We start from the raw sequence: 23,582 nt of genomic DNA, 5'->3' as shown, positions 1-23,582 counted from the left end.
TTAAATGGAAAAAATACCAGAAGAACAAGAGACACGCAAAACTAGCCGGTTTCAATGGTTTATATTTGCTTTCTTAATTCCGATCCTGTTCGGAATAACTGTAGCCCTGCTGGTTTTCACGCTATCAGGAAACAATATTTTTGAAACAGCCAAAAAATATAGCCAGGAAGTGCCATTTTTAGCTTCAGTTTTTGATGATAAGAACTCCCGTTCACAGGAAGTTATGGAAGAGCAGATCATCGGAATGCAGGCAGAAGTTAAAGATCGGGAAGCGAGAATATCTCAGCTGGAAAGCGAGCTCGACAGCAAAGAGCTGGAAATAGAAAGAGCAGGGCTTGAAAAGGAAAGGCTGGAGGAAGAAATCAGCGAGCTTACGGCTATAAAGGAAGAGAACAAGCGGGCCTTTAAAGATATCGTAAAGACTTATGAAAACATTTCTGCTAAAAAAGCTGCACCCATTTTAACTGAGATGAAGGATGAAGAAGCGGTAAAAATCCTAGCCAATGTTAATTCTGATACGCTTGCTGGTATCATGGAAAAGATGAATCCGAAAGATGCTGCACGTTATACGGCGCTCCTGACTGCTGCAAAAGCAGAAAGCGGATCTGATAATTAAGAGAAGTTTTGAAGGGAGGTGAAATAGGTGCAAATCGGAGGATTAGGATTCATTCAGTCACAATATTCATCCGAAGATAAATTATCTTTGCAAGATACAGGCAGCAATGGTTTTGGAAGTCTTTTTTCCGCGTTAACCGGAATGGCCAAACCGCTAGAGGAAACCTTAACTTCTGCTGCAGATGAGAATAAGATCGAACAGTTAAAGGAAATAATTGAATTTCTTAATGTAAGTGAGATTACCGATTTAGAAAACGGAAGCGAGCTGCTAGATAAGATTTGCTTTCAAAATGAAACTGACATTATTGATATCATTTCAGAGCAGCTGGATCTTTCACAGGAAGAATTGGTGCAGATGCTTGAAGGTCTTATTGAACAAGTTCTGCCGGAAGTAAAGCCTAAGGATGTATATCCTGAAGAAGTTATAGATGCAGAAAATAAAATCAGTTTACTAATTTCTGCAATATCAAATCAAAAGATAAGCATCAACTTGCAGGGCAGAGATCTTAGCGGGGCATTAAAAGTTCTGAAATTGTATGAATTGCTTTCTGCGAAACAGGACTTTCACACTAGTAAACTAAACCTGAAAGATTTCCTGAAAGATGTTCAAGTGAAAATTGAGAGTCTGATAAACAATAGAGAGGGTATTTCACAGAAGATTTTTACCCCGCTCGTAAGCGAATTAAACTCTATAAAACAACAAAATAATGCAGCTAATGAACCTGCGGGTCAGACTGCTGCTAAAATCGTACACAGAGCAGAAACTGGTTTACAGGGATTTATTCAGGTTCAATCCTTTTCAAAACCTGAACAGATGGCTCTCCTGAGTCCTCAGGGAAAGACAGTAAATGCAGACCAGATTATGCAGCAATTTGAAAACATATTATCAAGGAGCAGTTTTCTCAAAATGGGAGGGACACAAAAGCTTTTTATCAAGCTGAACCCTGACCATCTTGGAGCTCTGAGGATAGAGCTTATTCAAAAGGACTCGGCGATGATTGCGAGGATACTTACTTCCTCTGGAGCAGCTAAAGAAATTCTGGATTCACATATTAACGGATTGAAGCAGGCCTTCAGTTCACAAAATATCCAGATTGAGAGAATAGAAATCTCTCAGCAAATGACGCAGCAGGATCGATCTTTTAACAAAGATCCCCAGCAGCAGGATCAGAGGCAGCAGAACAAGGATGATCAAAATCCGCAGCCTGAAAGAGAATTTAACAGCTCTTTTGAAGAAGCACTTCTTAATACAGAAGCATAGGAGTGATAGGAATTGGCAAACACAATAGATTCTTCCCTAATGCTGTCAAACTATCAAAGCCAAACCCGAAAAACCGGCTCAGATATATTAGGCAAAGATGATTTCCTGAAGATTCTAATGACACAGCTGCAAAACCAGGATCCCATGAATCCAATGCAGGACAAGGATTTCATTGCGCAAATGGCAACCTTCTCGTCTCTGGAGCAGATGACCAATATGAATAAGACGATGGAGAAGTTATTGGCTTTTCAGGAGCAGAACCAGCTGATGACATACAATAACTTTCTGGGGAAAAATGTAACATGGCATAAATTGACCGAATCAAGTGAACCAAACCAGGATCCAAGTATAGAAGAAGGAACTGGAAGAGTAGTCTCTATCCAGTATAAGAATAATTCTGCAATATTTATTTTGGATGATGGGACAGAGCTAGAACCAGCAAATATATCTCAACTAAATGAATAAAAGGAAGTGAGTGGGTGGATAAACTAATTTTTCGTCCGATCCACACCCAGCCGGTAATTACACCAAAGGGGAATGCCGTTCAAACTTCAAAGCAATCAAAAAATACATTCTCTGCCCACCTCCAGACAGCCTTGCGGACCGAGCCCCAATTAATAGTGAGTAAGCATGCAAAACAGAGAATTCAACAGAGAGGTATAGATATTAGTGCAGAGCGATGGGGGAAAATAGAAGAGAAAGTACAGGAAGCCAAGCAAATGGGTGTTAAAGAATCCCTGGTATTGCTCGAAGAAGCAGCACTTATAGTTAGTGCAAGGAATAATACAGTGATTACGGCGATGGATCGTAAAGAAGCTCAAACCCAAATATTCACAAACATCAATGGAACCATAATTCTGGATAATAACTAGGCTGGACCGTATAAGGAAGCCTAAGCTGCGGACTGACAGAAGCAGCATAAAGAGAGGAGCAACAACTAATGTTACGTTCAATGTATTCAGGAATAAGCGGAATGAAAAACTTTCAGACAAAGCTGGATGTAATTGGGAATAATATTGCGAATGTGAATACTTACGGATTTAAAAAAGGGCGAGTTACATTTAAGGATATGGTAAGCCAAACAATTTCAGGTGCTACTGCTGATAACGGTATAAGAGGTGGTGTAAACCCCAAACAAGTTGGTCTGGGTTCTTCATTATCTACAATAGACACTATTCAAACCCAGGGAAGTTTGCAAACTACAGGACGATCTTTAGATCTTGGAATTTCCGGTGATGGTTTTTTTGTGGTTGCACCTGGTGATGGGAATGGTCAGCTTGAATTAGACTCCTCGAGATTAACCAGAGCAGGTAACTTTTATCTAGATGATGGAGGTTGTCTAGTCAACAGTGATGGTTATTATGTTTTAGATAAAAGCTTGAGTAAAATTACAATACCTACTGATGCAGAAAGTTTTAGTATTGGGAATAACGGTAGTGTAACTGTTATAGGGAAGACACCTCCTACTCCTGCTAAACCAATAATTGCTCTTACTAAAGTTCCTAATCCTGATGGTTTACAAAAGGTTGGGGATAACTTGTACACTTTTAGTGCAAATTCTGGAAAATTGGATGCGGCATCGCAATCTATAACCACAAATGATTTGCTTCAATCTGGTGATAAGGGAACTGGTAATATAGTATCAGGTGCATTAGAAATGTCCAACGTTGACCTATCAGAAGAATTCACTGAAATGATTGTTGCTCAGCGCGGTTTCCAGGCAAATACCCGCATCATTACAACATCAGATGAAATCCTGCAGGAGCTTGTTAATTTAAAACGTTAATCTAAAGGAGGATCAGGGTTGAAGGTACAGAATCTTTAGCCCTGAAAAAAACATTGATTAAAGTATCTCGCCTGAACGGCAAAAATTTTGTATTGAATGCTTTGTACATAGAAACAGTAGAATCTTTTCCAGATACGACAATTACGCTCACGAATGGGAAGAAGTATGTTGTAAAGGAATCTGAAGATAGAGTCATGCAATCGATTTTAAAATTCTATCAATCTGTTAATCTACTGGGGCAGCAGCTGGCGGAGGGAAATGAAAATGAAGAACAATAAGCTGTTAATGATAATGTTAATGATGCTTGTAGCAATCACGCTCATAGGAGCTATTGCCCTGGTGCTTGTAATGAAGTTTTCGGGTGATAATGAGACAAAAGAGCCGACCATTGATGAAGTGCTGGAGGCCTCTGTGGATATTCCGCAAGTTACAGCCAATTTAGCGAGTGATGATTATATCAGGATTTCTTTTAAAATCCAGACTGAAAACAAAAAAGCAAAAGAGGAATTGCAAAAAAGAGATTTTCAGGTTAAAAACCTCATCATTCAGGAATTGTCCGAAATGAAAGCAGAGGATATACAGGGGAAAGATGGCCAAATCAAGCTGCAGGAAGATTTGAAAACCAAGATAAACGGTTTAATGCAAGAAGGAAAGATCGTTCAGGTGTACATAACTGAATCTCTCCTCCAGTGAAAACCAAATAATTAACTGCAATAAATGGAGGTGAGGATTCATGTCAGGTGAGGTCTTATCGCAGAGCGAGATTGATGCCCTGCTTTCGGCTCTCTCTACCGGAGAAATGGATGCAGATGAGCTGAAAAAGGAACAAACGGAGAAGAAAGTAAAAGTTTATGATTTTAAGAGAGCATTAAGATTTTCTAAAGATCAAATACGAAGCTTAACAAGAATTCATGAAAATTTTGCCCGGCTTTTAACTACCTTTTTTTCTGCCCAGCTGAGGACCTATGTGCAGATTTCGGTTGCTTCTGCGGATCAGATACCATATGAAGAATTTATCCGGTCCATACCGAAAATGACCATATTGAATGTAATTGAAGTGCCCCCTCTGGAAGGAAGAGTACTCATGGAAGTGAACCCAAACGTCGCCTATGCCATGATGGACAGGCTGATGGGCGGCAGAGGGACAAGCATCAATAAAATTGATAATTTAACAGAAATTGAAACAAAAATCATGTCAGCTACATTTGAAAGGGCCTTTGAAAACTTAAGGGAAGCCTGGAGTACAATCGCTGACATTGATCCGATATTATCTGATTTTGAGGTAAATCCACAATTTCTGCAAATGGTCTCTCCAAATGAAACAGTTGTCGTAATCTCACTAAATACGATCATTGGGGAAACGAGCGGAATGATTAATATATGTATACCTCACGTTGTTCTTGAGCCCATTATCCCTAAGTTGTCTGTACATTATTGGATGCAGACGGACAAAAAGGAAAGGGAGCCGGAGGTCATTGCCCGGCTTGAACGAAATATTCAGAAAGCGGAAGTTCCGGTCATATGTGAACTTGGCAGTTCTGACATAGCCATTCAGGATTTTTTAACACTCGATATTGGAGATGTCATTGAGTTAAACCAGGGGATTGACCAGGCGCTTACTTTAAAAGTCGGCAATATCCCAAAATTCATCGGACAGCCCGGAAAAATGAATAAAAAAATGGCAGTGCAAATTTTAGACACCGTGAAAGGGGGAGATGAGGATGATGAGTGATGATATGCTTTCGCAAGATGAAATTGATGCACTATTAAGGGGAGCAGCTGACGACAGCGACGAGACAGACAATTATAATGAGGCATTTTTTCGAACCGAGGATTATTTGTCACATATGGAGCAGGATGCTCTGGGTGAAATCGGCAATATCTCATTTGGAAGCTCTGCAACAGCATTATCTACTTTGTTAAATCAAAAAGTTGATATCACAACACCTGCTGTTTCAGTTGTTTTGCGCAAAAAATTAGCTGATGAATTCCCGCATCCTTATGTAGCAATTCAGGTGAATTATACAGAAGGCTTCTTTGGAAGCAACCTGCTGGTAATACAGCAATCAGATGCAGCCATCATTGCTGACTTAATGCTTGGGGGCGACGGAACCAGCCCGGCTGACCTAATGGGAGAAATTCAGTTAAGCGCCGTTCAGGAGGCAATGAACCAGATGATGGGTTCTGCAGCCACTTCGATGTCAACCATCTTTGGAAAAAAGGTAGATATTTCACCGCCGGCAATCGACATTCTTGATTTGCCTCAGGGAGAAGGTGCCGACCGAGTCCCGGATGATGACATGCTTGTAAGGATTTCGTTCCGATTGAAAATTGGCAGCCTGATTGACTCGAATATTATGCAGCTGCTTCCTTTGGAATTTGGAAAAAGCCTTGTAAATGAATTATTAAATCCTGGTCAGGATCTTCCAGAAAATAGCGCTGTCTCTGAAGAGAAGCCAGCGGCGCAAACACAGCATGATTATCAGGAAAGCCAGCATTCGTTTGATCATAAGCCTGAAGTACACACAGGCGGATTAGATCGAGACTTACACTCAAACGAGTTATTCCGGAGAGCAGCCGACATATTCGCAGCCTGTAATGAGTCAGGCAAGCTATCCGCCTGCTCAAAACCAGGCTCAGCATTCCGGACCGCAGCATTTCGGAGGCGCTTATGCAAATGGGGTGCAGCCGAATGTACAGCCCGCAGCTTTTTCGAGTTTTGAACCATACCATATGCAGGAGACTGAAACAAAGAATTTGGACATGCTTTTGGATATACCGCTTCAGGTAACAGTCGAGCTTGGAAGGACCAAACGTTCCGTAAAAGAGATTCTTGAACTGTCTTCCGGTTCAATTATAGAACTGGATAAACTGGCAGGTGAACCTGTTGATATACTGGTGAACAACCGGTTAATTGCCCAGGGTGAAGTGGTTGTCATTGATGAGAACTTTGGTGTGAGGGTTACAGATATTATTAGCCAGAGTGACCGTATAAAAAAATTAAGATAAAAAGTGGGGGTTATTAGAATGGCACATAAAATTTTAATAGTTGACGATGCAGCTTTTATGCGAATGATGATAAAAGATATTTTATCCAAGAATGGGTATGACATAGTTGGTGAAGCTGCTGACGGTGCACAGGCTGTTGATAAATATAAGGAAACACAGCCTGACCTTGTCACAATGGATATAACTATGCCGGAAATGGATGGAATTACAGCTCTGAAAGAAATCAAAAAAATAAATTCGGGTGCAAAAGTCATTATGTGTTCTGCAATGGGCCAGCAGGCGATGGTCATTGATGCCATTCAGGCCGGTGCGAAGGATTTTATCGTAAAACCGTTTCAGGCTGATAGAGTATTGGAAGCAATCGGCAAAGCTTTGGGCTAGTCATTATTCTTTTTAGAGGGTGCAAAATAGTGTGGAATGTAAAGAAAGTGATTTCTTTGCTGCTGTTGTTTTCAATTGTTCTGCTGGGCGTGCAAACGCAAGCCCAGGCAGAGCAATTGAATAATAGTGTTAAAGAATGTATGAAAAATCCTGAGGAATGCGGAAAACAGGAATTAAAAGAATCAAAGGATTCAAAGATAGCAGAAGGACAGAACCAACAAGATGAAAGCGGCAAAATTGGCCTTACTTTTTGGGATTTTATAAAGATGATTTTAGCAACAGGCTTCACGATTGGATTATTGTATGCTCTCCTAATGTTCATCAATAAAAAAAGTAAGGTGTATAACAGGTCGCAATTGGTTGAAAACCTGGGAGGGACAGCTCTAGGTGCAAACAGGTCAATTCAGCTGATTAAAGTTGGAAAACGCATTTTGGTAGTAGGGGTAGGAGAAAACATTCAGCTGTTAAAAGAAATAGACAACTCAGAAGAGTACAGCCAGATCATCGAAGAACATAATGACAAATTGGAACAGCTTATCCGTCCAAGCGACATTGTGACAAAGGTGATGAAAAGAACACAGCAAACAGAGAAAAACAAGCGAGGCAGCCAAAACTTCAGTTCACTGCTCGGGATTCAGCTGGATGAAATGAAAAAGGGCAGAAAAAAACTGTTTGATGAGTTAGAAAGAAAGGGCCAGAAGAAAGATGAATGAATTCATGGAGTTTTTTAATAGCAGCTCTCCTGAAAATGTATCTACATCTGTGAAGCTTTTTTTATTGCTGACCGTACTTTCTCTCGCACCGAGTATTCTAATATTAATGACATGCTTTACAAGGATTGTCATCGTTCTTTCCTTTGTCAGAACGGCGCTTGCTACTCAGCAAATGCCGCCGAACCAGGTTTTAATCGGCCTATCCTTATTCCTGACATTCTTTATTATGGCTCCAACCATGCAGGAAGTGAACGAACAGGCTTTAACACCTTTATTCAATGAAGAAATAAATCTGGAACAAGCGTATGAAAAAGCATCAATACCCTTCAAAGAATTTATGAGTGCCCACACAAGGCAGAAGGACTTGGCTCTATTTCTGGAATACTCCGGGGCTGAAGCGCCGGCTTCCATTGAAGATATTCCGCTTACGAGTCTTGTTCCGGCATTTGCCATAAGTGAAATTAAAACAGCTTTTCAAATTGGCTTTATGATTTTTATTCCTTTTCTGGTTATCGACATGGTTGTTGCGAGTGTGTTGATGTCCATGGGGATGATGATGCTTCCACCGGTTATGATTTCGCTTCCGTTCAAAATATTATTATTTGTACTGGTGGACGGCTGGTACTTAGTAGTTAAATCCCTTTTACAAAGCTTTTAAGCAGGTGAACATTCAGAATGACTCCAGAAACAGTTATATCCATTGCAGAAAGAGGGATCATCACTGTGTTGATGATTTGCGGTCCCTTGCTAATTCTGGCACTAGTAGTCGGCTTGGTTGTCAGCATCTTTCAGGCTACAACTCAAATTCAGGAACAGACGCTGGCTTTTATTCCTAAAATTGTAGCGGTCCTTGTCGGTGTTGTATTCTTTGGTCCTTGGATGCTTAGCCACATGCTCTCCTATGCAAATGAGATTTTTTCTAATTTGACCAGGTATGTAGGCTGATGACATGTTAGATTTTCTGCCTTCCTTTCCTGCTTTTTTACTTATTTTTGTAAGGGTGACATCTTTCTTTTTAATGATGCCCCTTTTTTCTTACAGATCCATCCCGGCATCACATAAAATTGGCCTTGGCTTCTTTTTGGCCTGGATTATGTTCCTGGGCATGGATGTCCCAGCTCTTGAAGTTGATGGCACATTTTTTCTTTTAATCATAAAAGAAGCATTGGTTGGGCTTATGGTTGGATTTATTGCCTATTTAATCCTTTCAGCCATTCAAATTGCCGGAGGATTTATTGATTTCCAGATGGGTTTTGCCATTGCGAATGTGATTGATCCGCAGACTGGAGCGCAGAGCCCTTTAATGGGACAGTATTTGTATACGATCGCTCTCTTTTTTTATTAACCGTTAATGGCCATCATCTCATGCTTGATGGAGTGTTTTACAGCTATAATTTTATCCCGCTGGATCAGGCATGGATTCCTTTCGGGAATCAAAATTTAGCTGAATATGTCATTAAAGCCATGAATACGATGTTCGTTATTGCCTTTCAGATGTCCATCCCTGTTGTCGGCAGTCTGTTTCTTGTAGATGTTGCGTTAGGGATTGTCGCCAGGACAGTTCCGCAGCTAAATGTTTTCGTCGTAGGACTTCCTTTGAAAATAGGCGTCAGTTTTATTGTTCTGATCGTTGTTATGAGTGTATTAATATATGCTTTTTCCCTTGCGATTGAAACGATGCTGCAGACAATGAGAGGGCTTATGGAGATTATGGGAGGTTCATAGAATGAGGTTACTGCTTTCTTTAGATCTTCAGCTGTTTGCCGGAGAAAAAACAGAAAAAGCCACTCCGAAAAAAAGGCAGGATTCCAGAAAAAAAGGACAAGTAGCCAAAAGTCAGGATGTTAATACAGCCATTGTCCTTTTAGCGGTATTTCTGTTTTTGCTGTTTGCCGGATCGTATTTAAAAGAAATCATCCTTTATATATTTACGCATTCATTTAATGATTATATGATGATGCCGCTGACAGAGGCGAATGTTCAGGTGATTTTTCTTGATGTGCTAAAGGAACTGGTGATGTTTTTAGGTCCGATTATGCTGATTGCTATGCTTGCGGGTGTGGCTGCAAACTTCATGCAGGTAGGTACTCTTTTTTCTACAGAAGCCATACAGCCTAAATTGGAGAAACTGGATCCAATAAAAGGCTTTAAGCGCATTTTTTCCATGAGGGCGATCGTGGAGCTGCTAAAGTCGATGCTTAAGATTGCTTTTGTCGGTGTCGCTGCGTTTACCGTTTTATGGTTAAGGATAGATGAAATATTAATTCTTTCTCAAAAATCAGTTGGAACGGCGATGATCACAATTGCCAGTCTGACCGTTCAAATGGGTTTAATTGCTTCAGCGGCACTGCTATTTTTATCTGTTCCGGACTATCTGTATCAAAAATACGATTTTGAAAAGAACATTCGCATGTCAAAACAGGATATTAAGGATGAACACAAAAACATTGAAGGGGATCCGTTAATTAAATCCAAGATTAAGCAAAGACAGAGGGAAATGGCGATGAGAAGGATGATGCAGGAAGTCCCTAAAGCGGATGTGGTCATTACCAACCCGACACATTTTGCCATAGCCCTGAGCTACGATGAAACAAAAAGTGATGCTCCTATTGTAGTGGCGAAAGGTGTGGACTTTGTTGCCCAGAAGATTAAATTAATCGCAAAGGAGCATGATGTGATCGCAGTTGAAAACAGGCCGCTTGCCAGGGCTCTTTATAGTCAGGCAGAAATTGGTCAGGCTATCCCTGAAGATTTTTTCAAAGCTGTAGCAGAGATTTTAGCTTATGTATACAGAACCAAAAACAAAATTTAACCAGAGAAATATGAAATAGCTGGTCTTAGGAAGCTGTTGAATGGCTGCCAAGGCGCCTTCCGCTTTTCTTGTAAGGAGAGAGTTTCAATGCAAGTAAGAGACTTATCAGTATTGATGAGTGTAATTCTAATAGTAGCCATGCTTATTATTCCTTTTCCGCCTTGGCTTTTAAGTGTACTGATAATCATTAATATTGCGCTTGCACTTATGGTTTTGCTGACGGCTATGAATATGAAGGAAGCGCTCGAGTTTTCTATTTTCCCTTCCTTAATCTTGTTAATGACATTATTCAGGCTGGGGTTGAATGTTTCTACAACCAGATCCATTTTATCTGAAGGGGAAGCAGGAAAGGTCGTAGAAACATTTGGTTCATTTGTAACCGGAGGTAATGTCATTGTCGGACTCGTTGTTTTCTTAATACTCATTATTATTCAGTTTATCGTCATTACCAAAGGTTCTGAGAGGGTTTCTGAAGTTGCGGCGCGTTTTACTCTTGACGCGATGCCGGGTAAACAGATGAGTATCGATGCAGACTTAAATGCAGGCATGATCTCTGAGCATGAAGCACGAGAGCGACGTGAAAAAATCAGCCGTGAAGCTGATTTTTACGGTTCAATGGATGGTGCGAGTAAATTTGTAAAAGGTGACGCCATAGCGGGGATCATTATCACTCTTATCAATCTATTATTTGGTATTGTCATCGGGATGATGCAGCTGGGGCTGCCGTTTGGAGAGGCTTCCATGAAATATTCGATGCTGACCGTCGGGGACGGAATTGTCAGTCAGATTCCGGCACTGTTAATCTCCACTGCAACGGGTATTGTAGTAACTAGGGCAGCATCAGATGGGAATATTGGAAAAGACATTACTTCCCAGCTATTTGCTTATCCGAAAATGTTATATGTTACGGGCGGAACTATCATTCTGCTAGGGTTATTGACACCAATAGGGCTCGTTTTAACACTGCCGATTGGCGGCTTGATGATTTTTGGCGGATATACGATTGCCAAGACTCCACAGCCGGATAAGGAACAATTGCTGGAGATGGAAGAAGAAATCGAAACCGATGAAATGAAAAGCCCTGAAAGCGTGGTTAACCTATTAAATGTAGATCCAATAGAATTCGAGTTTGGCTATGGGTTAATACCTCTTGCCGATACGAATCAGGGCGGGGACCTTCTTGACAGGATTGTCATGATCAGAAGACAGCTGGCGATTGAATTGGGCCTGGTCATTCCGGTAGTTAGAATACGTGATAATATTCAGCTGCAGCCGAATGAATACAGATTAAAGATTAAAGGTAGTGAAATGGCCCGCGGAGAGCTTCTGCTTGATCATTACTTGGCAATGAGTCCTGGTATTGATGATGATAGCATCGAAGGAATTGATACGATTGAGCCTTCTTTCGGCCTGCCGGCAAAATGGATAACAGAAGAAATGAAAGAGCAGGCAGAAATTTTCGGCTATACAGTCGTTGACCCGCCATCTGTTGTATCTACTCATATAACAGAGGTTATAAAAAGCAACGCCCATGAATTATTAGGCCGTCAGGAAACAAAACAGCTGATTGATCATGTTAAGGAAAGCTATCCGATCCTTATTGAAGAAGTTACACCAAACCCATTGTCTGTTGGTGAAGTTCAAAAGGTGCTTGCAAAGTTATTGAGGGAAAACGTTTCGATCAGGAATTTGCCGGTTATTTTCGAAACGCTTGCCGATTTTGCGAAATCTACAAGTGATACAGATTTGCTTACGGAATATGCCCGTCAGGCTTTAGCCAGACAAATTACGAATCAGTTTTCTCAGCAAGGTGACTCTATTAAAGTCGTTACCTTATCAGGAAGAGTCGAGAAAATGGTTGCAGAAGGTGTTCAGCAGACAGAACATGGCAATTATTTATCCATGGATCCTACGGTATCGCAGAACATTCTTGAATCGATAGCTTCCCAGGTTGAACAGCTTTCATTGATGGAGCAGACGCCAATTGTCCTTTGTTCTCCAGCAGTCAGAATGTATGTCAGGCAATTAACAGAAAGGTATTTCCCGCAAATACCTATCCTTTCCTATAACGAGCTGGAAGCAAATGCGGAAGTTCAAAGTGTCGGGGTGGTGAATATAGATTGAAGGTAAAAAAGTTTATGGCAGCGTCCATGCCTGATGCGATGAAACAAATACGTGCGGAACTGGGTAAGGATGCCGTAATTTTAAATTCACGAGTAGTATATACAGGCGGGGTTTTAGGCTTTTTTAAGAAGAGAAGTATAGAAGTGATGGCAGCAGCAGATCCAAATCAGGAAATAGAGCAAAAACCCGCTCTTAAGCCTGCGGTAATCCCTGCTCCTTCAAACCATTTCAAGGAAAACACTGAAGAGTCTCTATTTTCCGGATCGAGAACATCAAATGAGCTGATTAGAGAGATAAGCAGCTTAAAACAGATGCTGTCCTCATTGGCCGATGGACAGCAGATAAGTCCGGTTTACCCTGATGAGATAAGAAAAGTCATGCAATTACTTAATGAACAGGAAATAGATAATTCCATTCAGGATCAGGTACTTCAAGTATTGCTGGAAAAATGGTATCTGGGCGGTGCCAAAGCTAAAGTTGCTGAAGTAGAAGCCTGGCTGCATGAAGAACTGATAAAGCAAATTGAGGAAATTCCATTCAGCGGGATTTCATTCACCAAAAAATATATCAATGTTGCAGGTCCTACTGGCGTAGGGAAAACAACTACCTTGGCGAAGATGGCAGCGGAGTGTGTTATTAAACATAAGAAAAATGCTGCATTTATCACAGCCGACACCTACAGGATCGCGGCGATCGATCAATTAAAAACATATGCAGGCATCCTGGATATACCTTTGGAAGTTTGCTATACAATAGAAGACTTCAGGCAGGCAGCAGAGAAACTGAAAGATTACGACCTTGTACTAATTGATACAGCCGGACGGAATTTCAGGAACAGACAGTATGTGGAAGATTTGAAGAATGTGATTGACTTTGAGAAGGATATGGAAACTTTTTTAGTGCTTTCGCTTACCGCGAAACAAAAGGATATGGAAGATATATATAATCAATTTTCAATTATAGACATTGATAAACTTATCTTTACAAAGGCAGATGAAACGTCAACTTACGGTGCCATGTACAACCTCATTCATAAATACAAAAAAGGCGCAGCATATATTACAAATGGCCAGGATGTTCCAGATGATATTCTAATGGCAGAGCCAGAAGCTATTGTAAAACAACTAATGGGGAAAAAGAAATGAACGATCAGGCAGAAAGGCTAAGAGCCAGGTTGAAAGAAAAAGACAGCCGAAGTCATCATTTTAAAACAATAGCAGTGGTAAGCGGAAAAGGGGGAGTAGGGAAAACAAATTTTTCATTGAATTTCTCTATTTCCCTATCCAAAATGGGCCACAGAGTATTGTTATTCGATTTGGATATCGGCATGGGGAATGTTGAGATTCTCATGGGAAGATCAGCTGAATATTCAATTGCTGATTTTTTAGAAAAGGATATACCTTTAAATAATATTATTTCAGAGGGGCCATATGGACTGAATTATATTGGCGGCGGGACGGGCCTTTCGCATATTGTGAAACTCGATGATGAGCACATTTCCAGATTTACCGGAGAACTTGCCCAGCTCATTCAAAACTATGATTATATCATTTTTGATATGGGTGCAGGCATTACAGAAGAATCGGCGAAGTTCATACTCTCTGTTCAGGAAATAGCGGTCATTACTACACCTGAACCAACGTCTATCACAGATGCATACTCAGTAATGAAGCATATACATCTTATGGATGATAAGATTCCATTTCAATTGGTCATTAACCGGTCTGAAGGAGAACGGGAAGGGCAGGAAACTTATAAAAGGATTTCTGCTGTCGCTTCAAGGTTTTTAGGGAGGGATGCTGGCCTTCTGGGAATTATTCCGGATGATCGCAGTATACGGCAGGCTGTTAAACAACAGATTCCTTTCGTTATTTATCATGAAAATTCAGCTGCTTCAAAAGCAATTCGGAGTATGACTGAGAAAGTTGGAGGCAGGTCTGGAGAGCTTGCTGGTGAGTATCATGCTTCCCAATTTATTTCAAAGCTTAAAAAATTTCTTTTTAATAGGGGGTGAATCAGCATGAAGGCTATAAAAGTGCTTGTAGTGGATGATTCAGCCTTTATGAGAAAACTGATTGCGGATCTCCTTTCTGCAGATGAGAGAATCCAAGTTGTTGGGACAGCAAGAAACGGAGAAGAGGCCATAAGAAAGATTAAAGAATTAACTCCTGATGCGGTAACAATGGATGTTGAAATGCCGGTTCTAAACGGCCTGGAAGCTCTCAAAATAATTATGAAAACTATGCCTGTTCCTGTAGTCATGCTTTCCAGCACAACGAAGGAAGGTGCTGAAAATACCTTTACTGCCATGGAATATGGGGCAGTCGATTTTATAGCGAAGCCATCGGGGCCAATCTCACTGGACATGCATAAAATAAAAACTGAATTAACAGATAAAGTAGTACAGGCTAGCAAAGCGAATATAAAAGGGCTGGTTAATTTTTCAGTTATTGGAAAAAAATCTGCCGGATTTAAGCAAAGTTATAGTAAAATAGAACCACATCAATCTATTCATCTTGTTCGTTCTGCTGTTGAAACAAGTCTTAATGTCAAACAGCTTATCTGTATAGGAACTTCCACTGGCGGACCACGAGCGCTTCAAAAAGTGCTGAATGATCTTCCGGGAGATCTTAACGCACCGATTCTGATTGTCCAGCATATGCCTGCGGGATTTACGAAGTCACTGGCAAGCAGACTAAACGGATTATCGGCGTTATCGGTTAAGGAAGCCGAAGAAGGAGATATTCTTAAAAACGGGACCGCCTATATTGCTCCCGGTGGCTTCCATTTGACAGCTTCAAGGTCAGGCAGGGATCTTGTTATACATTTGGATAAATCACCTCCAAGGAACGGACACAGACCTTCAGTTGATGTGATGTTCGAATCTTTGGGTGGAGTTAACGGGATCAGGAAGATTGCTGTCATAATGACTGGAATGGGATCAGATGGCAAAAATGGCTTGATGGCATTGAAGAAAAGCGGTGAAGTAAAAGCCATCGCTGAATCAAAAGAATCATCTATTGTATTTGGAATGCCAAGAGCAGTGATTGAGTCCGGCCTGGCAGATGATGTGCAGCATATTGAACGTATAGCAGAATCCATATTGAAATTTGTTTAAAGCCGAGGGGGCAGGCACATGGAGATGAACCAATATTTAGAGGTGTTTATCGAAGAAAGCAAGGAGCATTTGCAGTCGTGCAATGAACAGCTTCTTGAATTAGAGAAAAATCCTGATGATATAAAAATAGTTAATGAGATTTTCAGGTCAGCTCATACGCTGAAAGGCATGTCGGCTACCATGGGTTATGAAGATCTCGCAAGTCTAACTCATCAGATGGAAAATGTTCTTGATGCAATCAGAAATCAGAAGATTAAGGTAAATGCTGAAATTCTCGATGTCGTTTTTCTGGCTGTTGATGATCTTGAAGCAATGGTCCAATCAATTGCAGAAGGCGGAGACGGCAAAAGAGATGTTTCTATAGCAGTTGAAAAGCTGATGCTGATAGAAAAAGGGGAAAGCCCGGTATTATCAAAAGCAAGAGCTGAAACGGCAGCAGCTATTGCTGAACCGCAGGGTTTGGTCAAAAGTACATATGATGATTTCGAGTGGACCGTGATTCAGCAATCGAAGGAGCAGGGCTTTGAGACCTATGAAATATCAATAGCCTTGCGGGCTGATTGTCTGCTGAAAGCAGCCAGAGTCTTTATGGTGTTTGAGGTCCTCGAGCAGAGCGGGGAAGTGATAAAAGCCACTCCTTCTGTTGAGCAGCTTGAAGAAGAGCAATTTGATCAGGAATTCTCTGTAACAATTGTGACCCGGGAAACACCTGAAGTAATCCGTCAGAAACTTTTGAAAGTCTCAGAAGTGGATAGGATAGGTGTGCTCCCGATTTCTATGGGAGATTACAGCTCACGGGAAGCCGCGAAGGATGAGGACGCTCTGCAGCCAGATGTAGAGGAGAAGGCAGATAATGCTTCAGTGATGCCAAAAGAGGAAAAGAAGGCGCCTGCAGCAAAACAGGTCAGCAACAAAACCATTAGGGTGAATATCGAGAGACTGGATATTCTTATGAACCTGTTTGAAGAATTGGTAATTGACAGAGGCAGACTTGAACAAATATCCAAGGAATTAAACAATCAGGAACTTCATGAAACTGTTGAGCATATGTCAAGGATTTCCGGAGACCTGCAGAATATTATTCTGAATATGCGCATGGTCCCAATAGAAACAGTTTTCAATCGTTTCCCGAGAATGGTCAGACAGTTAGCAAGAGATTTAAACAAAAAGATCAATCTCGAAATTGTCGGTGCAGATACCGAGCTGGACAGAACGGTTATCGATGAAATTGGCGATCCGCTTGTTCACTTAATCCGAAATGCATTGGACCATGGTGTTGAAACACCAGAAGTACGAAAAGCAAATGGTAAAGGTGAAGAAGGAAATGTCATTCTAAAAGCTTATCACAGCGGCAATCATGTATTCATTGAAATAGAGGATGATGGCGCAGGCATAAACAAGGATAAGGTTATAAAGAAAGCATTAAAAAATGGCATCATTACAGAGCAAACGGCTTCAGCACTAACTGACAAACAGGCTTATGAACTTATCTTTGCCTCAGGATTCTCAACTGCGGATAAAATCTCGGATGTTTCCGGACGGGGTGTAGGTCTGGATGTTGTCAAGAATACAATTGAGTCATTGGGAGGATCCGTTTCAATTGATTCAAAAGTTGGACAGGGGTCCATATTCTCCATACAGCTGCCATTAACTTTATCCATTATTTCTGTCATGCTCGTTGAGATTGAGAAGGAGAAATATGCTATCCCTCTATCTTCTATTATTGAAACAGCTATTATCCGAAAAGAAGACGTCTTAAGTGCACATAATCAGAAAGTTATTGATTTCAGAGGCAAGGTTGTTCCGCTCCTTTCATTGAAGGATATCTTTGAGGTGCCATCTGACAATCATGAAGATGAATTCATTTCCGTTGTCATCGTCAGAAAAGGGGAAAAAATGGCCGGGCTTGTGGTGGATTCCTTTATCGGGCAGCAGGAAGTCGTTTTAAAATCACTTGGAAACTACTTAACAAGCGTATTTGCCATTTCCGGAGCAACTATATTAGGAGATGGACAGGTTGCCCTGATAGTGGACTGCAATGCATTAATTAAATAATACATTTTGACGAGGAGTGAACATGATGAGTGAGACGGTCGCGGACTTAAAATTGATTGTTTTTCAGCTGAAAGATAAGGAATATGCAATTCCGGTTAATCAGGTGCGTTCCATTGAAAAGGTTGAGCATATTACCCGGGTTCCTCGAACAGTCGGTTTTGTTAAAGGAGTAATCAATTTAAGGGGTGTTGTGACACCTATCATTAGTCTCAGAAGCAGATTTAATCTTGAAGAGGCTGAATATAATGAGCAGTCACGAGTCATCATCGCAGTATTGAACGATATGGAAGTCGGATTAATTGTAGATTCTGCAAATGATGTGATTGATGTGGCGCCTGAATCAATTGAACCCCCTCCGGACGTAATCGGTTCAGAAGAGTCCGATTTTATCAAAGGTGTTACAAAAATCGAAAAACGGTTATTTATCCTAATAGATTTGAAAAAAGTCTTAAATCCTGAAGAATTAACAGCCCAGGATGAAAAAGGGTTAGCGGGATGAATTTTTTAGAAAAAAATATCAGCAGCATGCAATTAGATATTCTTAAAGAAATAGGGAATATTGGTGCGGGTCATGCGGCTACTGCATTATCAACGCTGCTTAATAAAAAAATTGATATGTCTGTCCCGGATGTGAAAATTGTTTCTTTTGATGAAATGATCGATATGGCAGGAGGTCCGGAAAATGTTGCGGCAGGGGTGTTTCTAAGGATAGAAGGAGACGCCCCTGGCAGCATGTTTTTTGTCCTTCCTCTTACACAGGCTGAAAACTTTATTCGCGAACTGCCTGGAAACATTTCTTTTTGTGCAGATGAGCTGCCATATGATGAACTTGCTCTATCGGCACTTCAGGAGCTTGGCAACATTCTATCAGGATCATATTTATCTTCGTTATCGGATTTTACTAAGCTGTCACTTTTCCCTTCAGTGCCGATGCTAAGCATTGATATGGTGGGGGCAATTATTGGAACGGGTCTATTGGAGATTTCGCAGGTGAGCGATTACGCCATCGTAATTGATACAGCTTTAAACGATGAGCTTCAAAATACGGATGCTGTTAATGGCCATTTCTTTCTGCTGCCTGATCCTGAATCATTTCAAATAATCTTTAAGGCATTGGGAGTTCCGGATTATGAATAGTATTCTAGAAATTGTAAAAGTGGGCATAGCAGATATGAATATTGTTAAAACTCCTGGATTGATCAGGACATCAGGCCTTGGTTCCTGTGTCGGTGTGGTTCTTTATGATCTTAGTTCAGAAATTGCCGGGCTGGCACATATCATGCTGCCTGATTCATCTCTTGCAAAAAACACAAGCTTTAATTCAGCTAAATATGCTGATACTGCAATTCGGGATTTAGTGAGCCTGCTGCAGAAAAAAGGTGCAAAAGCTTCACGATTAAATGCCAAAATTGCAGGCGGAGCCCAAATGTTCCAATACTCCTCCGGAAGTGATTTAATGAGGATTGGCCCAAGGAATGTGGAAGCAGTTAAAAAGGAACTAAATTCCTTAAAGATTACTATTTTAGGTGAAGATGTTGGCGGGCATAGCGGCAGAACAATTGAGTTCAATCCTCAATCAGGCGACCTGATGGTGAGGACTGTTAATAAAGGCCAAGTTGTTATTTAAACTCACGTTCCAGGGTGGACAGATGCAGCCTTATATAAATCATTTAAAAGCCTTAAATGCTGCCGGATGATCTTTGCCAGCCATACAAGCTGATTTCTCTCCGGCTTAATTATTGCTCTCACCCATTATTTCTTCGAAAGATCCCCTTATTTGGAAAAGAACTGAGCAGTTTAAAGTGAAAGGTGATATTTTTATAGAAAAGTTTTGATATACTGACACTAATTAATAGAAATGGAAACGTTTGAGGAGGATGGCCATGGCAGACATGATAACCGAAGAAAGCACATACTGGGCTAAATGGGTCGACTCTCGTGATGCTCAAGCGGGAAATTTTCTTGTGAAAAAATATTTGCCTCTTGTAAGCTATCATGTTCAGCGAATATCCGCTGCCCTGCCGAAGAATGTTTCAAGAGATGATATACGAAGCCTTGGGCTAATGGGTTTGTACGATGCGCTGGAAAAGTTTGAGCCTGCAAGAGATTTGAAATTTGATACATATGCTTCGTTTCGAATTCGCGGTGCCATTCTGGATGGATTAAGAAAAGAAGATTGGCTTCCCCGAAGTACAAGGGATAAGGCGAAAAAAATTGAAGCTGCCACTGAGAAGCTGGAACAGCGGCTGATGCGCAATGCAACAGCTTATGAAATTGCTGAAGAAACAGATATGCAGGAAGAAGAAGTATATTCTGTTATGAACGAACATTTTTACGCAAACATCCTCTCAATTGATGAACAGCCTGATTCAGAAGAAAAAGATGCCAGTTATTCAATTAAGGATGAAAAAGCAATCATTCCAGAAGAAAAGGTATTAAAAAATGAAATCTTGGAAGAAATGGCTGAAAAAATCTTACAGTTAAATGAAAAAGAGCAGCTGGTGCTAAGTTTATTTTACAAAGAGGAATTAACTCTCACAGAAATTGGCGAAGTAATGGGACTATCAACATCCCGCATATCCCAAATCCATTCAAAGTCAATTTTTAAGCTGAGGCAGCTGCTGGAAAAAGCCATATAGTCTTATGCCATTTCTTTCTGCAAAGGAATGAAACAGCATGGAAAACCAATTTCAGCTTTTAGTTGATGCTCACGGTTTATCTGCATGGATACAGCCGGTAAATATTGATGAACTGGATGGAACTGTCCAGTCTGAAATGATCCATAAACAGCTTGCTGACGAAAAGGTCATTTTTGGTGTGAGCGAAGAAGCAATCCAGAGAATCTGCAGAGATCCGTTCTCAGTGGAATATCCCTTGCAAATAGCAAAAGGATTTCCTTCAGAAAACGGCAGTGATGCATATCTATTAAATGAAATCTCTTTTGACCGGAAAACCGGCAGAAAGAGATTTAATTTTAGAGATGTTCTCCATATCCCATCTGTTACACAGGGTCAGCTCCTAGCCTCTGTTATTCCTGCTACCCCCGGTGCTTCCGGAAAGAATATTTTTGGCAAGCTGATACCGGCAAAGGATGGGAAGACTTTAAGAGTCAAGGCAGGGGAAAATGTTTTTGTAAATGGCGGCAAATATTATTCGCTATTAGATGGACAGGTTAGTTTCACTCAGAACAGCATTTCTGTTAATCCAGTGTATGAGGTTGAAGGAGACCTTGACTTGAAGACGGGCAATATTAATTTTGTCGGGAATGTTGTGATTCGCGGAAACGTTCCTGCCGGTTATGAGATTAAAGCCGGAGGTGACATCATAGTTGCCGGTATAGTTGAAGGCTCTTTCCTGCAGGCGGATAATAACGTGCTTGTTACTGGCGGAATTTCAGGCAGTCATAAAGGTTCAGTTGTTTCGGGAGGTTCTGTTCTGGCAGCATACCTGAATCAGGCAAATGTGAAGGCAGAACAGGACGTAATTATCCAAAAGTCAATCCTGCACAGCCATGTTCAAGCTGGCGGAGCCATCAGATGCAGCGGCGCATTGGCTATTGGAGGAAAGCTTCAGTCCGGGTCCGACATTGAAATCAAAGAACTGGGCAATCACTTATTTACTAAGACAGAACTTTTTGCTGGAATGGACTCCAATGTGGATAACACCCAAAAAGAACTATTAAATGAAACAGCCAAACTTTACGAATCAATCAAAAAGCTTGATAGTATCGAAGGCAGACTGACAGAAATGGCAAAGCTGACAGGAAAGCTGACAGATGAACAAAGAATAATTATTCTCAAGCAACGGGCTACAAAAGCTCATTTGCAGAATAAATTGAGCAAAATAAATGAAGATCTGGCTGAATTGGAAAAAGAAAAAGAAGAAAAAATGAATGCTTCAATCCTTATTTACGGGCAGATCTATCCCAACACTGCAATTCACTTTGGAAAGTATTCAAAAGTGATTCGGGAAACTGTCAAATCTTTAAAGTTTCATTTTCTAAAAGGAGAAATAAGAAGTGAGCCGTTATCAAGGATGTGATCTGGGTTAAGTTTGAAATCAATAGAACTTCAGATAGCACAGAGGCTGGGGAACAAGATCGGAAAGAAGATCAAAAAAAGACAGCAATGACAGACAGAACCATCCATACAAAGGGAAGGTTATTGACTACAGCGGATAGAGGGATATCATGACAGCTTTTCTATTAGCTATAAGCCTGCTATTAAATATTGTAGCCTTATTAGCCATTATTCTGCTTTACTTGCGTCAGAATAAACTAATGGATACAGAGAAGAAACAGGAAAAAGTGCTTATTGAAATGGAAGAGGTTATATCAGCGTACCTTGTTCAAATGAAAGAAGAAAACGATGATTTTATTAGCAAACTTTCGAAGATTAATGTAAAAAACGATACTTCTATAAAAGAGAAAATCATCCCAGTAAATTTGGACAAAAAAAATGATCAAGTTATAGCTAAAGCAGATGATAAATCAATACCATTAGCCAGAGCGTCCATTTACCAGGCATCTACAGCCTACAAACAAAATTTGAGGGCAGCTGAGGATAAATTGAGTGAAAAAGAAAGATTATCATCCTTAAAGGAGACTGAATCTGTCACACGGTCGGATAGCAGTCACTCAATTAAGGAAGAAAATCCTTCATCAATAAATGATCAAGTATATATCCTGAAAAAGCAGGGATTGAGTGTGGGGGATATTGCCAAAAAATTAGGCAAAGGGAAGACAGAAGTCGAGTTAATGCTTAAATTTCGTCAAAATCAGCAAGAATAGCTTGATTGTGGAAAACACTTATGCTATATTAACAAATGGTGTTAATACACACGCTTATGGATTTAGCCGGATGGTGCTGTTCACATGCAGTTGCCGGCTGAAGATGATATGGGCGGAGGAAATAAAAACCATTAGGAGGAAACACAAATGTCAGTAATTTCAATGAAGCAATTGCTTGAAGCTGGTGTGCATTTCGGACACCAAACACGCCGCTGGAACCCTAAGATGAAGAGATACATCTTCACTGAGCGTAACGGCATCTACATCATCGACCTTCAAAAGACTGTTAAGAAGGTAGAAGAAGCTTACAACTTCGTTAAGGAGCTTGCTGGAAACGGCGGTACAATCCTTTTCGTAGGAACTAAGAAACAAGCTCAAGATTCCGTTAAAGAAGAAGCTATCCGTTCTGGTATGTACTATGTGAACCAGCGCTGGTTGGGCGGAACTTTAACAAACTTTGAAACAATCCAAAAGCGTATTTCGCGTTTAAAGGATATCGAAAGAATGTCTGAAGATGGAACTTTCGAAGTTCTTCCTAAAAAAGAAGTTGTTCAATTGAAGAAAGAGCAAGAGCGCTTAGAAAAGTTCTTAGGCGGAATCAAAGACATGAAGGGCCTTCCAGATGCTCTATTCATCATTGATCCTCGCAAAGAACGCATCGCTGTTGCAGAAGCACACAAATTAAACATCCCTATCGTTGGTATCGTTGATACTAACTGTGACCCGGACGAAATTGATGTTGTAATCCCTGCAAACGATGACGCTATCCGTGCTGTTAAATTATTAACAGGCAAAATGGCAGATGCTATCCTTGAAGCTAAACAAGGTGAAGAAGTTACAACTGCTTAATAGAAAAGCGGATGCGCTCTGTGGCGCTGGGGCTGTACAGCTCTAAGTTGCTTTTTTCTTGATTTAAAGA

The 23,582-nt window shown here is 40.7% G+C and carries 25 protein-coding genes and 2 pseudogenes; all 27 read left to right on the top strand.

What is annotated here, in order from left to right:
* Positions 1 to 4: 4 nt before the first annotated feature.
* The 27 genes and pseudogenes from LLY41_RS15015 to rpsB all read left to right on the top strand — a co-directional run bounded on the left by LLY41_RS15015 (position 5) and on the right by rpsB (position 23,512).
* Complete coding sequence (locus LLY41_RS15015; RefSeq protein ID WP_304585765.1) at positions 5 to 616, top strand: MotE family protein; 612 nt, start codon at positions 5 to 7, stop codon at positions 614 to 616.
* A 27-nt stretch (positions 617 to 643) separates the two neighbouring features.
* Positions 644 to 1,876, top strand: coding sequence for a flagellar hook-length control protein FliK (locus tag LLY41_RS15010; RefSeq protein WP_304585764.1), 1,233 nt, complete (start codon positions 644 to 646; stop codon positions 1,874 to 1,876).
* Between the two features lie 12 nt (positions 1,877 to 1,888).
* Positions 1,889 to 2,341: a flagellar hook assembly protein FlgD gene (gene flgD / locus LLY41_RS15005; protein WP_095242357.1), complete on the top strand. Its 453-nt coding sequence runs from the start codon at positions 1,889 to 1,891 to the stop codon at positions 2,339 to 2,341.
* Between the two features lie 14 nt (positions 2,342 to 2,355).
* The gene (locus LLY41_RS15000; RefSeq protein ID WP_304585763.1) at positions 2,356 to 2,748 is read left to right on the top strand and encodes a TIGR02530 family flagellar biosynthesis protein; all 393 of its coding nucleotides are present in this window, start codon (positions 2,356 to 2,358) and stop codon (positions 2,746 to 2,748) included.
* Positions 2,749 to 2,816: 68 nt separating this feature from the next.
* Positions 2,817 to 3,662 carry a flagellar basal body rod protein FlgG gene (flgG, locus tag LLY41_RS14995; RefSeq protein ID WP_304585762.1) on the top strand — a complete coding sequence of 282 codons (846 nt, stop codon included), beginning with the start codon at positions 2,817 to 2,819 and terminating at the stop codon, positions 3,660 to 3,662.
* A gap of 53 nt (positions 3,663 to 3,715) precedes the next feature.
* Positions 3,716 to 3,940 carry a flagellar FlbD family protein gene (locus LLY41_RS14990; RefSeq protein ID WP_304585761.1) on the top strand — a complete coding sequence of 75 codons (225 nt, stop codon included), beginning with the start codon at positions 3,716 to 3,718 and terminating at the stop codon, positions 3,938 to 3,940.
* The gene (fliL, locus tag LLY41_RS14985) at positions 3,927 to 4,355 is read left to right on the top strand and encodes a flagellar basal body-associated protein FliL (protein ID WP_304585760.1); all 429 of its coding nucleotides are present in this window, start codon (positions 3,927 to 3,929) and stop codon (positions 4,353 to 4,355) included. The genes LLY41_RS14990 and fliL overlap by 14 nt, the downstream gene beginning before the upstream one ends.
* A 40-nt stretch (positions 4,356 to 4,395) precedes the next feature.
* Positions 4,396 to 5,394 (top strand): flagellar motor switch protein FliM, encoded by a 999-nt coding sequence (gene fliM / locus LLY41_RS14980; protein WP_304585759.1) that lies wholly within the window; start codon positions 4,396 to 4,398, stop codon positions 5,392 to 5,394.
* A pseudogene (fliY, locus tag LLY41_RS14975) lies at positions 5,384 to 6,671 on the top strand (flagellar motor switch phosphatase FliY). The gene fliM and the pseudogene fliY overlap by 11 nt, the downstream one beginning before the upstream one ends.
* Positions 6,672 to 6,689: 18 nt before the next feature.
* On the top strand, positions 6,690 to 7,052 hold the full coding sequence (locus LLY41_RS14965; protein WP_304585757.1) for a response regulator: 363 nt from the start codon (positions 6,690 to 6,692) through the stop codon (positions 7,050 to 7,052).
* A gap of 29 nt (positions 7,053 to 7,081) precedes the next feature.
* Positions 7,082 to 7,765, top strand: a complete 684-nt coding sequence (locus LLY41_RS14960) for a flagellar biosynthetic protein FliO (RefSeq protein WP_304585756.1) — start codon at positions 7,082 to 7,084, stop codon at positions 7,763 to 7,765.
* The gene (fliP, locus tag LLY41_RS14955) at positions 7,758 to 8,423 is read left to right on the top strand and encodes a flagellar type III secretion system pore protein FliP (protein ID WP_035328986.1); all 666 of its coding nucleotides are present in this window, start codon (positions 7,758 to 7,760) and stop codon (positions 8,421 to 8,423) included. The genes LLY41_RS14960 and fliP overlap by 8 nt, the downstream gene beginning before the upstream one ends.
* 17 nt (positions 8,424 to 8,440) lie before the next feature.
* Positions 8,441 to 8,710: a flagellar biosynthesis protein FliQ gene (gene fliQ, locus LLY41_RS14950; RefSeq protein ID WP_304585755.1), complete on the top strand. Its 270-nt coding sequence runs from the start codon at positions 8,441 to 8,443 to the stop codon at positions 8,708 to 8,710.
* Between the two features lie 4 nt (positions 8,711 to 8,714).
* Positions 8,715 to 9,490 (top strand): annotated as a pseudogene (gene fliR, locus LLY41_RS14945) (flagellar biosynthetic protein FliR).
* Position 9,491: 1 nt separating this feature from the next.
* Entirely contained in the window at positions 9,492 to 10,577 is a 1,086-nt protein-coding gene (gene flhB, locus LLY41_RS14940; protein WP_304585754.1) for a flagellar biosynthesis protein FlhB, read from the top strand.
* A gap of 87 nt (positions 10,578 to 10,664) precedes the next feature.
* Positions 10,665 to 12,701 (top strand): flagellar biosynthesis protein FlhA, encoded by a 2,037-nt coding sequence (gene flhA / locus LLY41_RS14935; RefSeq protein WP_304585753.1) that lies wholly within the window; start codon positions 10,665 to 10,667, stop codon positions 12,699 to 12,701.
* Positions 12,698 to 13,846 carry a flagellar biosynthesis GTPase FlhF gene (gene flhF, locus LLY41_RS14930; RefSeq protein WP_304585752.1) on the top strand — a complete coding sequence of 383 codons (1,149 nt, stop codon included), beginning with the start codon at positions 12,698 to 12,700 and terminating at the stop codon, positions 13,844 to 13,846. Before flhA ends, flhF begins: the two co-directional genes overlap by 4 nt.
* Positions 13,843 to 14,715, top strand: coding sequence for a MinD/ParA family protein (locus LLY41_RS14925; protein ID WP_304585751.1), 873 nt, complete (start codon positions 13,843 to 13,845; stop codon positions 14,713 to 14,715). Before flhF ends, LLY41_RS14925 begins: the two co-directional genes overlap by 4 nt.
* Before the next feature lie 6 nt (positions 14,716 to 14,721).
* A complete protein-coding gene (locus LLY41_RS14920; RefSeq protein ID WP_304585750.1) occupies positions 14,722 to 15,819 on the top strand; it encodes a protein-glutamate methylesterase/protein-glutamine glutaminase in 1,098 nt (365 codons plus the stop codon).
* A gap of 18 nt (positions 15,820 to 15,837) precedes the next feature.
* The gene (locus tag LLY41_RS14915) at positions 15,838 to 17,874 is read left to right on the top strand and encodes a chemotaxis protein CheA (RefSeq protein WP_304585749.1); all 2,037 of its coding nucleotides are present in this window, start codon (positions 15,838 to 15,840) and stop codon (positions 17,872 to 17,874) included.
* 25 nt (positions 17,875 to 17,899) lie between these two features.
* Positions 17,900 to 18,373 carry a chemotaxis protein CheW gene (locus LLY41_RS14910; protein ID WP_304588044.1) on the top strand — a complete coding sequence of 158 codons (474 nt, stop codon included), beginning with the start codon at positions 17,900 to 17,902 and terminating at the stop codon, positions 18,371 to 18,373.
* A complete protein-coding gene (locus tag LLY41_RS14905) occupies positions 18,370 to 19,011 on the top strand; it encodes a chemotaxis protein CheC (RefSeq protein ID WP_304585748.1) in 642 nt (213 codons plus the stop codon). Before LLY41_RS14910 ends, LLY41_RS14905 begins: the two co-directional genes overlap by 4 nt.
* Positions 19,004 to 19,501 carry a chemotaxis protein CheD gene (locus tag LLY41_RS14900; protein ID WP_304585747.1) on the top strand — a complete coding sequence of 166 codons (498 nt, stop codon included), beginning with the start codon at positions 19,004 to 19,006 and terminating at the stop codon, positions 19,499 to 19,501. Before LLY41_RS14905 ends, LLY41_RS14900 begins: the two co-directional genes overlap by 8 nt.
* A 256-nt stretch (positions 19,502 to 19,757) precedes the next feature.
* On the top strand, positions 19,758 to 20,513 hold the full coding sequence (locus LLY41_RS14895) for a FliA/WhiG family RNA polymerase sigma factor (protein ID WP_304585746.1): 756 nt from the start codon (positions 19,758 to 19,760) through the stop codon (positions 20,511 to 20,513).
* Between the two features lie 37 nt (positions 20,514 to 20,550).
* Positions 20,551 to 21,915: a flagellar assembly protein A gene (locus tag LLY41_RS14890; protein WP_304585745.1), complete on the top strand. Its 1,365-nt coding sequence runs from the start codon at positions 20,551 to 20,553 to the stop codon at positions 21,913 to 21,915.
* A 148-nt stretch (positions 21,916 to 22,063) separates the two neighbouring features.
* On the top strand, positions 22,064 to 22,663 hold the full coding sequence (locus LLY41_RS14885) for a DUF6115 domain-containing protein (RefSeq protein ID WP_304585744.1): 600 nt from the start codon (positions 22,064 to 22,066) through the stop codon (positions 22,661 to 22,663).
* Positions 22,664 to 22,810: 147 nt separating this feature from the next.
* Positions 22,811 to 23,512 (top strand): 30S ribosomal protein S2, encoded by a 702-nt coding sequence (gene rpsB, locus LLY41_RS14880; RefSeq protein WP_095242377.1) that lies wholly within the window; start codon positions 22,811 to 22,813, stop codon positions 23,510 to 23,512.
* The last annotated feature ends 70 nt before the right edge of the window (positions 23,513 to 23,582 follow it).

It is taken from the genome of Cytobacillus firmus (assembly GCF_023612095.1).
In the GTDB taxonomy this organism is placed as follows: Bacteria; Bacillota; Bacilli; order Bacillales; family Cytobacillaceae; genus Cytobacillus.
Note: the sequence above shows the minus strand (reverse complement) of the source record. Positions and strands in the feature narration are given on the sequence as shown.